The sequence below is a fragment of the Arsenicicoccus piscis genome (genome assembly GCF_022568835.1).
In the GTDB taxonomy this organism is placed as follows: Bacteria; Actinomycetota; Actinomycetes; order Actinomycetales; family Dermatophilaceae; genus Arsenicicoccus; species Arsenicicoccus piscis.
This window is the reverse complement of the sequence record NZ_JAKZHV010000002.1, coordinates 1-14,120: the sequence shown is the minus strand read 5'-3', so window position 1 is coordinate 14,120 and position 14,120 is coordinate 1. Positions and strand designations below refer to the sequence as shown.

Genomic DNA, 14,120 nt, shown 5'->3' with positions numbered 1-14,120 from the left:
GGAAGGTCCTGAGGCGGGACGGTCGGGACGCTCCTGAGCGGGACGGTCAGGACAGCCCGACGACCTGGCCGTCCGCGTCGATGTCGATGCGCTCGGCAGCCGGATGCTTGGGCAGCCCCGGCATGGTGCGCATCTCACCCGCGATCGCGTAGACATAACCCGCCCCGGCCGCGAGCCGCACCTCGCCGACGGGCAGGGTCCACCCCGTGGGGGCGCCTCGCAGGGTGGCGTCGGACGAGATCGACAGGTGGGTCTTGGCGATGACCACCGGCAGCTCGCCGAAGCCGAGCTCGGTGAAGGATCGCAGCCGCCGGGCGGCCTCGGGGGAGTAGCGCACCCCGTCGGCGCCGTAGACCTGGTGCTCGCTCGGGTGGTCGCCCGGGAAGGCGTTGATGGCGACGACGGGGGAGACCCCGAAGCTGCGGACGATCTCGATGTGCTTGCGCAGGTTGTCGACGCCGGCGCGCACGTCGTCCGGGTTCTCCTCGAGCATCTCAGCGGGCAGCGGCCGACCGGCGACCACCGTGAACCGGCCCGAGTGCGCCTTGAGCGCGCGCACCGTGACGACGAGCACCGCGGCGTCGGGCTGCAGGCCGGTGAGCCGGCACTTGATGTTGAAGAACCGCTCGGCGCCCATGTCGGACCCGAAGCCCGCCTCGGTGATCAGGTAGTCGCCGAGGTGGATGCCGATGCGGTCGGCGATCACCGAGGAGTTGCCGGTGGCGATGTTGCCGAACGGCCCGGCGTGGACCAGCACGGGCGTGCGCTCGAGGGTCTGCAACAGGTTGGGCTTGATCGCGTCGCGCAGGATCACGGTCATCGCGCCGGCGGCCTTGAGGTCCTCCGCCGTGACGGCCGCCCCGGGAGCGGGTGTAGCCGACGACGATCCGGCCAAGGCGGGCTCGCAGGTCCTGCAGCGAGGTCGCGAGCGCCAGGGCCACGCCGACCTCGCTGGCCGCCGTGATGTCGAATCCGGTCTGCCTCGGCACGCCGTCCATCCGAGCGCCGAGACCCACGACGACATTGCGCAGTGCCCGGTCGTTGACGTCGACGACCCGCCGCCAGCTGATCGAGCGCTCGTCGATGTCGAGGTCGTTGCCGTGGTGCAGGTGGTTGTCCAGCATCGCTGCCAGAAGGTTGTGCGCCGCCGTGATGGCGTGGAAGTCGCCGGTCAGGTGGAGGTTGAGCGACTCCATCGGGACGACCTGGCTGTGCCCGGCTCCCGCCGCGCCGCCCTTGATGCCGAAGGTCGGACCCATCGACGGCTGGCGCAGCGCGAGCACCCCCTGGCGCCCGATCCGCGCGAACCCCTGGGCCAGACCGACCGCCGTCGTGGTCTTGCCCTCGCCGAGCGGCGTCGGGGTGATGGCGGTGACGACGACGTACTTCGCCTTGGTCCGGTCGGCCAGCCGCTCCGCCGTCCGGTCGTCGACCTTGGCCAGGTAGCGGCCGTAGGGCTCGAGGTCCTCGGGCTGCAGCCCCGCGGCGGCGGCGATCTCCTCGATCGGCGCGAGCCGGGCCGCGCGGGCGATCTGCAGGTCGCTGGGTGCTGGAGACGTCGTTGTGTCCATGCCTGCAGTATCCACGTCCGCTCCGGCGAGCCGGTCGGCGGGGGGGGAGGTCACGATTCGGTCAACCGGGTGGGGAAACGTTGCGCCGGAACCATTTGCCCAGACTGATCGTTCTCCCGCCGACCTACGGTGGCGCGCATGAAACCCCTCGTCATCCGGAGCGCCATCGTGGCCTCGCTCGGTGGCCTGATCTTCGGCTTCGACACCGCCGTGATCTCGGGCACCACCGACCAGCTGAAGTCCACCTTCAACCTCTCCGACGCCGGCCTCGGCTGGGCCGTCGGGATGGCCCTGCTCGGCACCATCCTCGGTGCCCTCACGGCGGGTCAGCCCGCTGACAGGTTCGGCCGCAAGAAGGTGCTCTTCGTCATCGGCGTGCTCTACGTCGTCGGCGCCCTCGGTTCGGCCCTGTCGACCAACGTCGGGATGCTCGAGGTGTTCCGGTTCCTCGGCGGCATCGGCGTCGGTGCGGCGTCGGTGTGCGCCCCGATCTACACCGCCGAGATCGCCCCCGCCAGGGTCCGCGGCCGGCTCGTGGGCCTGGTGCAGTTCAACATCGTCCTCGGCATCCTGCTCGCCTACCTGTCGAACTACATCGTCCGTCTGGTCGTCGCCGACGAGGCGAGCGACTGGCGCTGGATGTTCGGCGTGATGGTCGTGCCGTCCGTCCTGTTCCTCGCCCTGCTGCTCACCGTGCCGGAGACGCCCCGCTGGCTGATGGCGCACGGACGCGAGGCTGAGGGCCGCGAGGTCATCTCGAAGCTGACGATGACCCGCGAGGAGGCGGACCTGCAGATCGAGGAGATCGACTCCTCCCTGCGCGCCGCCGAGAACGCCCCCACGGTGCCGTTCTTCACCCGCGGCCACATGAAGGTCATCCTGCTGGCCTTCACCATCGCGATGTTCAACCAGATGTCCGGCATCAACGCGATCCTCTACTACGCCCCCGAGGTCATGAAGCGGGCCGGCGCCTCCACCGACGCCGCCTTCTTGATGAGCGTCGCCGTCGGTGTGATGAACCTGATCGCGACCATGTCGGCGCTGACCGTGATCGACAAGATCGGTCGCCGCAAGCTCATGATCATCGGCTCGATCGGCTACCTGGTCAGCCTCGGCTTCCTCTCGGGCCTGATGTTCTACTACGAGAAGGCCAAGGGCGGCGCGTTCGACAGCACCTCCTCGGTGCTCGTGCTCATCGGTCTGCTCGTCTTCATCGCGGCGCACGCGTTCGGTCAGGGCTCGGTCATCTGGGTGTTCATCTCCGAGATCTTCCCCAACCGGATCCGTGGTCGTGGGCAGTCGCTCGGCTCGCTCACCCACTGGGTGTTCGCCTGGCTGACCTCGACCTTCTTCCCGCCGATCATCGGTGCCCTCGGTGGTGGCGTGGCGTTCGCGATCTTCGGTGTCTTCATGCTGGGCCAGCTGATCTGGGTCCTGAAGGTGATGCCCGAGACCAAGGGCGTGCCGCTGGAGGAGATGGAGGCCAAGCTCGGCCTCACCCACGACCCCAACGACACCGGTGGTCCCGCCGTCGTCATGCACTGACGTCGGCGGCCGACACCTCAGTCCTTCACGCAGCAGAACACGGCGGTCCCGGGCAGCAGCCGTCCGCGCAGCGGCGACCAGCCGCCCCACTCCTGCTCGTGGTCGTCGGGCCACGGCGGCTCCACGAGGTCTACGAGACGTAGACCGGCCGCGACGATCTCGCGGACCCGGTCGCCGATCGTGCGGTGGTGCTCCGCGTAGAGCACCCGGCCGGCTCCGTCGAGCTCGACGTAGGGGGACCGGTCGAAGTAGGAAGACGTCGCCGTCAGGCCGGCCTCGCCCGGGACGTCCGGGAAGGCCCACCGGATCGGGTGGGTCGTGGAGAAGACGAGCCGGCCGCCCGGACGCAGGACCCGGGCGGCCTCGCGCAGGACACCGGCCGAGTCGGCGACGAACGGCAGCGCACCGTAGGCCGTGAAGACGACGTCGAACGAGGCGTCCGCGAACGGCAGCGCCTGGGCGTCGCAGGTCAGCAGCGGGAGGGTGACGCCGGTGCGCGCGTTGATCGCCGCACCGACGCGGACCATCTGCTCGGACAGGTCGGTCGAGCAGACCCTGGCCCCCTCGCTCGCGAGGAAGCGGCCGCCCTGGCCTGCACCGCCGCCGATCTCGAGCACGTCCTGGCCGGTGCAGTCGCCGAGCAGCCGGGCCGTGGCCTCGCGCAGCCCCTCGGGGCCCCAGCAGAGGTCGACGTCACCGAGGAAGGCCCCGTGCTCGCCGTAGTAGTCGGCGGCCTGCTCGTCCCACCAGCCGCGGTTCGCGCGCGCCGTCTCCTGCGCCCCGGTCGCGCGCCGGCTGACCTCGGCGAACTCGCCGCGCGGACCGTCCGGCGCCGGCTCGGGGCGGTCGGCGCGACTTTGACCCTGGGGGGACACGCCCGATAGGGTGGACTGGCGCTCACTCGTGCGCGCGATTCCATCTGTCCATCTCTCTTCACTGTCCACCATCGGAGTTTCTCCTACATGACTGCCACGCCGGTCGCCAAGACCGCCCCTCAGGTTGCGATCAACGACATCGGAACCGAGGAAGACTTCCTCGCCGCCATCGACGAGACCATCAAGTACTTCAACGACGGAGACATCGTCTCGGGTGTCATCGTCAAGGTCGACCGGGACGAGGTCCTGCTCGACATCGGCTACAAGACCGAGGGTGTCATCCCCTCGCGCGAGCTGTCCATCAAGCACGACGTCGACCCGTCCGAGGTCGTTTCCGTGGGCGATGAGGTCGAGGCCCTGGTCCTCCAGAAGGAGGACAAGGAGGGTCGGCTGATCCTGTCCAAGAAGCGCGCCCAGTACGAGCGCGCCTGGGGCACCGTCGAGCGCATCAAGGAGGAGGACGGCGTCGTCACCGGCACCGTCATCGAGGTCGTCAAGGGTGGCCTCATCCTCGACATCGGGCTGCGCGGCTTCCTGCCCGCCTCCCTGGTCGAGATGCGTCGCGTCCGTGACCTGCAGCCCTACGTGGGCAAGGAGATCGAGGCCAAGATCATCGAGCTCGACAAGAACCGCAACAACGTGGTCCTGTCGCGCCGTGCCTGGCTCGAGCAGACCCAGTCCGAGGTCCGCACGACCTTCCTCAAGGAGCTCGGCAAGGGCCAGGTGCGCTCCGGTGTCGTCTCCTCGATCGTCAACTTCGGTGCGTTCGTGGACCTCGGCGGTGTCGACGGTCTCGTCCACGTCTCCGAGCTGTCCTGGAAGCACATCGACCACCCGTCCGAGGTCGTCGAGGTGGGCCAGGAGGTCACCGTCGAGGTGCTCGACGTCGACATGGACCGCGAGCGTGTCTCCCTGTCGCTGAAGGCGACCCAGGAGGACCCGTGGCAGCACTTCGCCCGGACCCACGCCATCGGCCAGGTCGTCCCGGGCAAGGTCACCAAGCTCGTCCCGTTCGGTGCGTTCGTGCGCGTCGAGGAGGGCATCGAGGGCCTGGTGCACATCTCCGAGCTGGCCGAGCGCCACGTCGAGCTGCCCGAGCAGGTCGTCAACGTCGGTGACGACATCTTCGTCAAGGTCATCGACATCGACCTCGAGCGTCGCCGCATCTCGCTGTCGCTCAAGCAGGCCAACGACGGCTCGGTCCAGGTCAACGAGTTCGACCCCACGCTCTACGGCATGTCCGCGGAGTACGACGAGCAGGGCAACTACAAGTACCCCGAGGGCTTCGACCCCGAGACCAACGAGTGGCTCGAGGGCTATGACACCCAGCGCGAGGCGTGGGAGAAGCAGTACGCCGAGGCGCACGCCCTGTGGGAGGCCCACAAGGCGCAGGTCGAGTCCGCCGCCAAGGCCGACGCCGAGGCCGTCTCGGGTGGGGACGCTCCGTCCTCGTCCTACTCCTCGTCCGCCCCGGTCAACGACCAGGTGTCCACCGAGGGCACCCTGGCGTCCGACGAGGCGCTGGCCGCGCTGCGCGAGAAGCTCACCGGCAACTGATCCACCGGCGATCGACCCGGCACCAGCCGGTCTCCCTCGTCACCGCAGGCCCCGTCCCCCTCGTGGGGGCGGGGCCTGTCAGCGTTTGCGGGTGGGAGTCCTGCAGGTGCCGCCGGCAGGTGCCGCCGCCAGGGGACGTCAGCGCTTGCGGGCGCCCAGGTCGTCGCTGAACAGCGGCATCTCGTTGCCGGCCGGTCCGTAGCGCACGACCGTCGCCAGCGCCTTGGGCCGGATGTCCAGGTTGATCAGCGCGTCGGTCTGGAACCAGCGGAACTCCAGCCGGGGGTCCAGGCTGTGCTCGGGCCGCGACTCGACGCGGGCGAGGAACACGAGGTTGACCTCGTGCCGCTCCTCGTCGTCGAGCACGTAGCGGTTCTCCGACACGGCGATCAGCTGGTCGACATGGACCTCGATGCCGAGCTCGTCGCGCAGCTCGCGGTGGAGCGCGTCCGGCGCGGACTCGCCCACCTCGACGTGGCCGCCGGGGAGGAACCAGAAGTCATAGCCCTTCATCTGGGCCAGCAGTATGCGGGGGCCGTTGCGCAGCACCGCCCGGACGACGACCTCGATCTGGGTTGCAGGCTTCATGACACGAGCGTAGAGCGTGCTGACCCGCCGGGCCGCCCGGGGGCCGCACTGGTCCGTTCGATGGATTAAATCTCTCTCTAAGCATGCCGCCTGATACAAGTGGTTACGTTTCGAACCGGCCATCAGGGGGAGTGACATGCCAGACGAGTTCATCCAGTGGCGCCGGCCTGCGCCGCAGGCCCAGGACGAGGCGCCGTCCTCGGCGCACGTTGATGCGCCCACCAGCCCAGGGGTCGACACCGAGAACGGTCGGGTGGGGTCACTGGCCGCTGAACCGGAGGGGCAGGCCACCGCCGAGCCCGTGCCGAGGCAGCGTGGGGGCCGTGGCGCGCTAGCACTTTCCGGCGTCGCGGTCCTCGCGGTGGTGGGCGCGGTGCTCTACGGGACCGGCCACCTGCCCGGCCAGCAGTCCACCGCGGCTCCGGTCGCCGCCACCCCGTCCGCTACGGGTATGCCGACGGCCACCGGCTCACGCACCGCCGGCGTCGCGCCCACGGGAGCGGCTGCCACGTCTTCGTCCGCGACGGCTGCTCCTGCCGCCCCCACCGACGCGACCAACAGCACGCCCACGAGTGCCCCTGCGACGGCGAAGTCCAGCCCCACCGCATCAGTCTCGGACGATCTGGTCCGTTTGCAAGCGCTCCAGCGGGCCGATGCGCCTGGCATCGTCCTCGACTCCCGCTACGTCGCGATGTTGTCGGCCAAGGCGGAAGGGATCGTTGACAAGGTGTCCCCGCCGCCGGGTGGTGGGGCGTGGCACTGGCCCGCGATCTACGCCCAGCACATGGCGTTGCGCAACGACCCTCGCTTCGGCTCCTCGGTGCGGCTGCTCCTCAGCACGCAGTTCGGGGACGGGACGACCACCAAGGCGGGCAAGCCGTATTACGTGACGATCGCCGACCTCGGGTTCTCCTCGGCTGACGACGTGAAGTCGTGGTGCGACTCCACCTTCAGCGACTTGTCCGCCACCCAGCGCGCCAACGCCTGCGCCCCGGGCCGCCTTCGACCGCTGCGCTGATCGGCCGCCTCGGTCGTCGCGCCGCCCCTACCCAGCTACTCGCGAGGAAGTCCCATGTTCTGCACGTCGTGCGGCCTCCAGGCCGAATCCGGCAGCCAGTTCTGCGCCCGCTGCGGCCAGGCGCTGGGCTCAGCTACCGTCCCGTCCGAGGCGGCAGCTCCTGCTGGAGCTTCCCACCCCGCTGTTGCGTCGCAGCCTGTCCCCCTGACAACGGTTACGAGGACGACCGACGCGCAGGGCCCCATCCACCCGACCGCTGACGGCGCCGCAACGGCCGGCAGCGCCGGCACGGCTGAGAGCGCCACGCGCGGCTTCCCCCGGATCGAGCCCTTCCGGCCGACGTCTGGCCAGCTCGCAGCGGATCTGCGCTGGCTGGGGATCACCGGGGGCGGCAGCCTGCTCGTCGCGTTCGTCCTGGTGGGTCTCGTGGCGATGACGGTCGTCCCGGACGCTGTTCGAGGCGGGGTCCTGGAGTGGCTGCGCTGGTCCATGCTCCTCTTCGGCATCTCGCACGGCGCTCAGATCGGTCTCGACGGCAGCATCGTCGACTCCGAGCTAGCCGGCAATGGGAGCGCCGTCCTTCGCCTGGTCCCGCTCGGCCTCTGGGCGCTCGTCGTCTGGGCGCTCGTCACGGGCTACCGCCGTGCCGAGGCGCAGGCGCCGTCGGGCAGCAGCCAGCAGGCGTGGGGCCGCCTCGGCATCTCGGCCGGCCTGTACGCCCTGGTCGTCTCGCTGCTGGCGATCGTGCTGCGCGGACCCGTCCCCGGTGCAGACCTCAACCGCCTCGGTCTCGAGCTGTCGATGGGCCTGACTCCTCTCTCGACGCTGCTGGCGACATTTCTCACCGCCCTTGTCGCCGGCTGCGTGGCTCGACCTCCGTGGCACCTGGTCGAGTCGGTGCGCAAGCGTGTTGGGGGCTACCTGCATGCGGCCCGAGTGCTGGTCACGGCGCTGGCCGGTGCGGCCCTGATCGGCGTGATCTACGCCGTCATCTCACTGATCCTGCAGTCCAGCACCGCCCCGACCGCAGCGATTCCCACGGATCGGGTGACGTCCGGTGCCAGCGTCTCCGACACAGTCTCGCTCCTGCTGGGGCTGGCTGCCTTCTTGCCGAACGTCGTCCTGGCCATCGCTGGACTGAGCGAGGGCATCAGTAGCTCGTTGTCGGGCTCTGCGGCGAGTGTCGAGGGCGCCACGCACATGAATGTGCTGACCGAGCAGCAGCTTTCGTGGATCTGGCACGTGCTTCCGATCCTCGCCTGGATCATTGCGCTGGTATCTGCGGCCCGTCTTGGGCTTCGGCGAGACCCGCGTCGGCCGCTCGGGCAGCAGGCGCTGCAGCTCGGGTCGGTCTCCGTCGCGGGCGCCTTGCTCATCTGCATGCTCACCTCCGTGAGCCTGTCCGCGTCGGGGAACTCGTCCATGCACTCGGCTCTCACTGGTTCAGGCGAGGGTCAGATCGGTCTCGACTCCGGCAGCGCCCTGCTCGTCGGCGTCCTGCTCGGCGCGATCTTCCTGGTCGGCGAGCGGTGGTTGCTGCCCGAGCTGGCCGGTGCCTTCCCCGCGTGGGTGTCCCGCTTCGCCCGACGCGGCATGCATCCTGTCTGGGGCCTGAGGCTGGCGGACGCGGTGATGCGCCAGGGCGGTCAACCGAGCGAGACCGTCATGGACCTGGCCGACCAGGCAGCAGGGGAGCAGGTGACACCCCTTGCGAACCACCGTCGCCAGGTCCGGCTGGCGCTCGGGGGCGTCGCCGCCATCGCCGTGGTCGGTGCGCTCGTGGGGATCGCCGGAGCCGTCTTCGGGTCGCTCTACGGCCCTGGGCGGACGGTTGGTTCCTACGCCGAAGGGCTGCGGTCGGGCTCCGCACATGACGCGCTCGCCACCCTGAGCGTGCCCGAGGGCACCCCGCCTGCCCTGCTGACTGACGCAGTGCTGAAGTCCTCGAGCACGCGCTACCCCATCTCCGAGATCTCGATCGAGGAGCTGCCCGACAGCGGCAACGGCGACCACCGCTACGTGCGGCTCTCCTATCTGCAGGACGACACCCGCGTCGAGCGGACGCTCTATCTCGTGCGTACCGGGAGCACCTTGCTGGGACTGGCCCCGAGCTGGCGCATCGAGGACGGCCTCGCGACGGTCTCGGTAGACACCGCGGGCCGTGCGGCCACGCTGGCTGGAGCGGACGTCGGTGTGCCGAGCAGTCTCGTCCTGCTGCCTGGCCTCTACGAGCTCGCGACCAAGGCGACGCCGTTGGAGGCTGCAGCCTCTGCCACGGTTGCGGTGGGCCGGCCGGACTCGTCCACAGTCCAGCTGGAGCGCACCCTCGCCCCGGGGGCCCAGGCCGCCGTGCGCGCGGCGGTGCAGAGCAAGCTCGCCGAGTGCGCCAAGGCGACCGTGCTTGACCCCCCGGGCTGCCCCAATGACTACTACGCCTTCGGGGACGTGCAGTCTGTTCGCTGGACCGCGCCAACCGACACCTCCGTATCCATCGACGACACGCCCACGGCGGCCGGCCTGTCGTTCTACGGCACCGGGACCTTCGGTCTGAGCTATATCTCCACGGCCACCTCCTTCAGCCCTGCATCGCCGCAGGACACCACGGACAGGGCCAGCTTCAGCGGCACGGCGACGGTCTCGGGTGGATCGGTCAGCGTCACCCTCCAGTGATGGCGCGCCGGGCCGGACCGGGCCGGTGGGAGTAGCCTGACGGGCATGCTGAGAATCGGGCTCACAGGCGGGATCGGCTCGGGCAAGTCCACGGTCGGGCGACGGCTCGCCGAGCTCGGTGCGCTCGTGGTCGACGCCGACGCGGTGGCCCGCGAGGTGGTCGCGGCGGGCTCGCCCGGGCTGGCCGCGGTGGTGGAGCGATTCGGCCCGGGGATCTTGGCGGCTGACGGCTCGCTGGACCGAGAGGCGCTCGGGGAGGTCGTCTTCGCGGACTCCCGCGCGCGGGCCGACCTCGAGGCGATCACCCACCCGCTGGTGGGCCGGCGGACCGCCGAGCTGATGGCGCAGGCTGCTCCGGACCAGGTCGTGGTCTACGACGTGCCGTTGCTCGTCGAGAAGCGCATGGGTGACGAGTTCCACCTCGTCGTCATCACCGACGCCCGTCCCGACGTGCGGCTGCGCCGGCTGGTCGAGCAGCGCGGCATGCAGGAGTCGGACGCCCGGGCGCGGATGGAGCACCAGGCCAGTGACGAGCAGCGGCTCGCGGCCGCCGACGTGTTGCTCGACAACAACGGTGCGCAGGGCGACCTCGACGCCCAGGTCCAGCGGCTGTGGGATGACCGGATCGTGCCTTTCGAGGCCAACCTGCGCGCCCGCGAGGCAGCCCGGCGCGGCGACGGGGCCGAGGTCGTCGACTACGACGAGAGCTGGCCGCTGCACGCCGAGCGGGCGATCGCCCGGATCTGCAAGGTCCTCGGCGAGCGCGCGCCCGAGATCGAGCACATCGGCTCGACGGCGGTGCCCGGGCTCGACGGCAAGGATGTCATCGACCTGCAGGTGGGCGTCAGCGACCTGCGCGACGCCGACGACCCGGCGTTCGTGGACGCGTTGGCTGCGATCGGCTTCCCCCGCATCGAGGACGTGCGGATGGACCACCCCAAGGAGCAGCTGCCCGACCCGTCGCTGTGGGTCAAGCGCTATCACGGCGCCAGCGACCCCGGCCGGCTGGTGCGGCTGCACGTGCGCGAGATGGGCGGCGCAGGCTGGCAGTACGCCCTGCTCTACCGCGACTGGCTGCGCCACGACCGCCAGGCGCGCGACGACTACCTGCGCGAGAAGCAGCGCCTGGCGGCGCAGTTCGGCGGGACCGATGGCTACGCCGAGGCGAAGGAACCGTGGTTCAGCCAGATCTGGCCACGGATGCAGGAGTGGGCGCGCCACTCCGGCTGGAAGCCCTGAGCCGGTCGTCGCGGCGGCGCGGTGAGACGACCGGGACGGGTGCGTCGAGGTCTACCACGCACTCGATCCCGTAGACCGTGGACACCGTCGCGCTGGTCAGCACCTCGCGCGGGGCCCCCTCGCCGACGAGCCGACCGTCGTGCAGCAGCAGGACGTGGTCGGCGTAGGCCGCCGCCTGCGGGAGGTCGTGGAGCACGGCGACGATCGTGCGCCCCTGGTCGTGCAGCTCGGCGCACAGGTCGAGCAGGGCGAACTGGTGCGCGAGGTCCAGATAGGTCGTCGGTTCGTCGAGCAGGACGACGGGGGTGTCCTGGGCGAGGACCATCGCGAACCAGGCCCGCTGGCGCTGCCCGCCGGACAGCTCGGTGAGCGGGGCGTCGGCCAGCGCGAGCATCGACGTGCGGGTCAGCGCATCGGTGACGTGCCCCTCGTCGCCGGCCGAGGCGGAGCCGAGCCAGCGCTGGTAGGGGGCGCGTCCGCGGCGCACCAGCTCGTGCACGGTGAGCCCGGGCGGGACGGGCGTCTGCTGGGGGAGCAGGCCGAGCGTGCGGGCGAGCTCGCGGCGGGGGTAGGACCGGACGGGCCGGTCGGCCACCCGCACCTCGCCCTCGGAGGGACGCACCAGCTGGGTGACGGCGCGCAGCAGGGTCGACTTGCCGCAGCCGTTGGGCCCGAGGACGGCGGTGAAGCTGCCCGCCGGCACGGACGCGGTCACGTGGTCCAGCGCCCGGTGTCGCGGGTAGTCGACCGACACGTCGTCGAGGGTGATGGCGAGGCTCATCGGAGTCGTTCCTTCCAGGTGGTCATCAGGCCCTCCCGGTGCGCCACTGCTGCAGCAGCAGTGCGCCGAGGAAGACGCCGCCGATGGCGGCGGTGAGGACGCCGACCGGCAGCTGTTGCACGGCGGGGACCTGTTGCACCGCCAGGTCGGCCGCCGCGACGACGAGGGCACCGACGAGGGCCGCCGTGAGCAGCGGCACCCGCCCGGTCACCCAGCGGGCCAGGTGGGGTGCGGTGAGGGCGGCGAACATGATCGGCCCGGCGACCGAGACGGCCGCCGCGGTCAGCGCGATCGACACGGCGGTGGCGAGGGCGCGGGTCGGGCCGGGCGCGCCGCCGAGCGCGTGCGCAGCCTCGTCGCCCAGCTCGAGCAGCCGTAGCCGGCCCCGCAGGGTGCTCGCGACGGCCCCGAGGACCAGCACGGCCAGCGCCACCGTGCCGGCCTGGGTCCAGGTGCGGGCCGCGAGGCTGCCGGTGAGGGCGGCACCGAGCGCTTCGGCCTCCTCACGGCGCACGCTGATCATGACGCACTGCGTGAGGGCCGTCGCGAGCGCCGCGACGCCGATGCCCGCGACGATCACGGCGGCCGGGTCGCGGAAGCCAACGCCCGTCGACCGGTGGACGATCAGCGCGGCGAGGGCCGCGCCGAGCACGGCCCCGACCCCGGCGGGGAGCGACGGCACCAGCAGCGACAGGGAGAGACCGGCGCCGGCACCGGCGGTGATGCCGATGACGTCAGGGGTGACCAGGGGGTTGCCGGAGGTGCGTTGCAGCAGCGCGCCGGCGAGCCCGAGCGCCGCGCCGGCACCGATCCCGGTGGCGAGGCGCGGCCCGCGCAGGCGCTTGAGCACGAACGGCCCGTCACCGGTGCGGGCCAGGTCCCACAGGGCGTCCAGCTGGCGGCCGGGCGCGATCCCGAGACGCCCGGCCGCCAGGGTCGCCGAGGCGACCACGACGAGCGTGAGCACCAGACCGGCGACGGCCAGGACCGGTCTACGGGCGGTCATCGGCTGCTCCGTCGGTGCAGCAGGACGAGCAGCAGCGGGGCGCCGAGCACGGCGGTGACCACGCCGACCGGGACCTCGCCCGGTCGTGCGACGACCCGTCCGAGGGAGTCTGCGAGCAGCAGCACCGCCGGCCCGATCAGGGCACCGGCGGTGAGCTGGCGCAGGGTCCCCGCACCCACGAGGGTGCGCGCGATGTGGGGCACGGCCAGCCCGACGAACGCGATCGGCCCGGTGAGCGCGGTGGCCGCGGCGGCGAGCAGCGCCACCAGCAGCAGCACGACGGCGCGGGTGAGGGCCGGCCGGTGGCCGAGGGTCGAGGCGGTCTCGTCACCGAGGGCGAGGGCGTCGAGCGCTCGGCCGGCGAGGAACGCGCCGGCCGCAGCCACCAGGACCGCCACCAGCATGAGGACGGGGACACCCGCGCTACCGGCCAGCGACCCCGCGCTCCAGTAGCGCAGCGCCTCGAATGCCGCCGGGCTGCGCAGCGCCATCGCCTGGCTGTAGGCGAGCGTGACCGCGGTGACGACCGCTCCGCCGAGGAGCAGCCGGGTGCCCTCGGTCTCGCGACCGGCCGCGCCGAGCGCCATGACCGCCACCGTCGCGGCCACCGCCCCGAGCAGGGCGCCGCCGATCAGCCCGAGCCCACCGGCGGCGCTTCCGTCGGCGAGGCCCGTAGCCGCGCTCGTGACCGTCACGATGCCCGCCGAGGCGCCGGTCGTGATCCCGAGGATGCCGGGGTCGGCGAGCGGGTTGCGCGTCGCGACCTGCGCACACGTGCCCGCGATCGCCAGCGCGGCACCGGCGAGCAGGCCGGTGAGGGTGCGCGGCACCCGCGCGTCGAGCAGCGTCTGCACGTAGGGGTCGCCGTGCCCGCGCGCCGCGGCGAGCAGCTCCGGGAGAGGCACCAGGTTGCTCCCCACGGCGAGGCTCACCAGCACCGCCACCACCAGCGCGAGGCCGGCGACGACGAGGGCGGGCAGGGCGACCCGCGACCGCCGTGGGCGCGGCCCGGCCACGACGGACTCAGCCAAGGAGCGCGACCTTCTCGTCGATCAGCGTGCTGAGCCGGGGGAGGGCCCACGGCACCGTGAGCGGGTTGATCATCGACATGGCGGTGACGAGCTGCTGGTCGGAGGAGGTCACGACCGTGCCGCGCTTGACGGCAGGGATCGCGGCGTAGAGCGGCTGGCTCTCGACCTGCTTCTTGGTCGCCGCGTCCATGTAGAACGTGAACAGCAGGTCCGCGTCCTTCAGCTTGTTGGCGTTCTCG

General features: G+C 71.4%; 10 protein-coding genes and 2 pseudogenes. 5 read left to right on the top strand and 7 right to left on the bottom strand.

Translation table 11 applies throughout. The annotated features are described in order from the left end of the window. Window positions 1–46 precede the first annotated feature (46 nt). Window positions 47–1,571, bottom strand: a pseudogene (locus MM440_RS03045) (formate--tetrahydrofolate ligase). Between the two features lie 138 nt (window positions 1,572–1,709). On the opposite strand from MM440_RS03045, the gene MM440_RS03040 reads away from it, so the two are divergent. After that, a complete protein-coding gene (locus tag MM440_RS03040; protein WP_241441771.1) occupies window positions 1,710–3,116 on the top strand; it encodes a sugar porter family MFS transporter in 1,407 nt (468 codons plus the stop codon). A gap of 17 nt (window positions 3,117–3,133) precedes the next feature. On the opposite strand, the gene MM440_RS03035 is transcribed toward MM440_RS03040, so the two are convergent. Continuing rightward, window positions 3,134–3,991: a class I SAM-dependent methyltransferase gene (locus MM440_RS03035; protein ID WP_241441769.1), complete on the bottom strand. Its 858-nt coding sequence runs from the start codon at window positions 3,989–3,991 to the stop codon at window positions 3,134–3,136. Window positions 3,992–4,078: 87 nt separating this feature from the next. Between MM440_RS03035 and rpsA the strand changes: the two genes are divergently transcribed. Beyond that, window positions 4,079–5,548: a 30S ribosomal protein S1 gene (rpsA, locus tag MM440_RS03030; protein ID WP_241441768.1), complete on the top strand. Its 1,470-nt coding sequence runs from the start codon at window positions 4,079–4,081 to the stop codon at window positions 5,546–5,548. 138 nt (window positions 5,549–5,686) lie between these two features. On the opposite strand, the gene MM440_RS03025 is transcribed toward rpsA, so the two are convergent. Continuing rightward, window positions 5,687–6,136 (bottom strand): NUDIX hydrolase, encoded by a 450-nt coding sequence (locus MM440_RS03025; RefSeq protein ID WP_241441767.1) that lies wholly within the window; start codon window positions 6,134–6,136, stop codon window positions 5,687–5,689. Window positions 6,137–6,272: 136 nt separating this feature from the next. Here MM440_RS03025 and MM440_RS03020 point away from each other — a divergent pair, with 136 nt between their 5' ends. From MM440_RS03020 to coaE, 3 genes are read left to right on the top strand one after another with little or no spacing between them, the layout of a single operon-like run. Then, on the top strand, window positions 6,273–7,154 hold the full coding sequence (locus MM440_RS03020; protein WP_241441765.1) for a hypothetical protein: 882 nt from the start codon (window positions 6,273–6,275) through the stop codon (window positions 7,152–7,154). Between the two features lie 54 nt (window positions 7,155–7,208). Then, on the top strand, window positions 7,209–9,824 hold the full coding sequence (locus MM440_RS03015) for a zinc ribbon domain-containing protein (RefSeq protein ID WP_241441764.1): 2,616 nt from the start codon (window positions 7,209–7,211) through the stop codon (window positions 9,822–9,824). Window positions 9,825–9,869: 45 nt separating this feature from the next. Continuing rightward, on the top strand, window positions 9,870–11,063 hold the full coding sequence (coaE, locus tag MM440_RS03010) for a dephospho-CoA kinase (protein ID WP_241441762.1): 1,194 nt from the start codon (window positions 9,870–9,872) through the stop codon (window positions 11,061–11,063). On the opposite strand, the gene MM440_RS03005 is transcribed toward coaE, so the two are convergent. From MM440_RS03005 to MM440_RS02990, 4 genes and pseudogenes are all read right to left on the bottom strand, one after another. Continuing rightward, entirely contained in the window at window positions 11,005–11,844 is an 840-nt protein-coding gene (locus MM440_RS03005) for an ABC transporter ATP-binding protein (RefSeq protein WP_241441760.1), read from the bottom strand. The two genes, coaE and MM440_RS03005, sit on opposite strands and share 59 nt — an antisense overlap. A gap of 25 nt (window positions 11,845–11,869) precedes the next feature. Beyond that, window positions 11,870–12,850: an iron chelate uptake ABC transporter family permease subunit gene (locus MM440_RS03000; RefSeq protein WP_241441759.1), complete on the bottom strand. Its 981-nt coding sequence runs from the start codon at window positions 12,848–12,850 to the stop codon at window positions 11,870–11,872. Continuing rightward, window positions 12,847–13,881: a FecCD family ABC transporter permease gene (locus MM440_RS02995; RefSeq protein WP_241441756.1), complete on the bottom strand. Its 1,035-nt coding sequence runs from the start codon at window positions 13,879–13,881 to the stop codon at window positions 12,847–12,849. Before MM440_RS02995 ends, MM440_RS03000 begins: the two co-directional genes overlap by 4 nt. After that, a pseudogene (locus MM440_RS02990) lies at window positions 13,874–14,120 on the bottom strand (iron-siderophore ABC transporter substrate-binding protein); the annotation flags it as partial. The pseudogene MM440_RS02990 and the gene MM440_RS02995, both read right to left, overlap by 8 nt.

Coding starts and splice junctions, on each gene's coding strand:
- MM440_RS03040 (WP_241441771.1), top strand. CDS start 1,710: ATGAAACCCCTCGTCATCCGGAGCGCCATCGTGGCCTCGCTCGGTGGC.
- rpsA (WP_241441768.1), top strand. CDS start 4,079: ATGACTGCCACGCCGGTCGCCAAGACCGCCCCTCAGGTTGCGATCAAC.
- MM440_RS03025 (WP_241441767.1), bottom strand. CDS start 6,136: ATGAAGCCTGCAACCCAGATCGAGGTCGTCGTCCGGGCGGTGCTGCGC.
- MM440_RS03020 (WP_241441765.1), top strand. CDS start 6,273: ATGCCAGACGAGTTCATCCAGTGGCGCCGGCCTGCGCCGCAGGCCCAG.
- MM440_RS03015 (WP_241441764.1), top strand. CDS start 7,209: ATGTTCTGCACGTCGTGCGGCCTCCAGGCCGAATCCGGCAGCCAGTTC.
- coaE (WP_241441762.1), top strand. CDS start 9,870: ATGCTGAGAATCGGGCTCACAGGCGGGATCGGCTCGGGCAAGTCCACG.
- MM440_RS03005 (WP_241441760.1), bottom strand. CDS start 11,844: ATGAGCCTCGCCATCACCCTCGACGACGTGTCGGTCGACTACCCGCGA.
- MM440_RS03000 (WP_241441759.1), bottom strand. CDS start 12,850: ATGACCGCCCGTAGACCGGTCCTGGCCGTCGCCGGTCTGGTGCTCACG.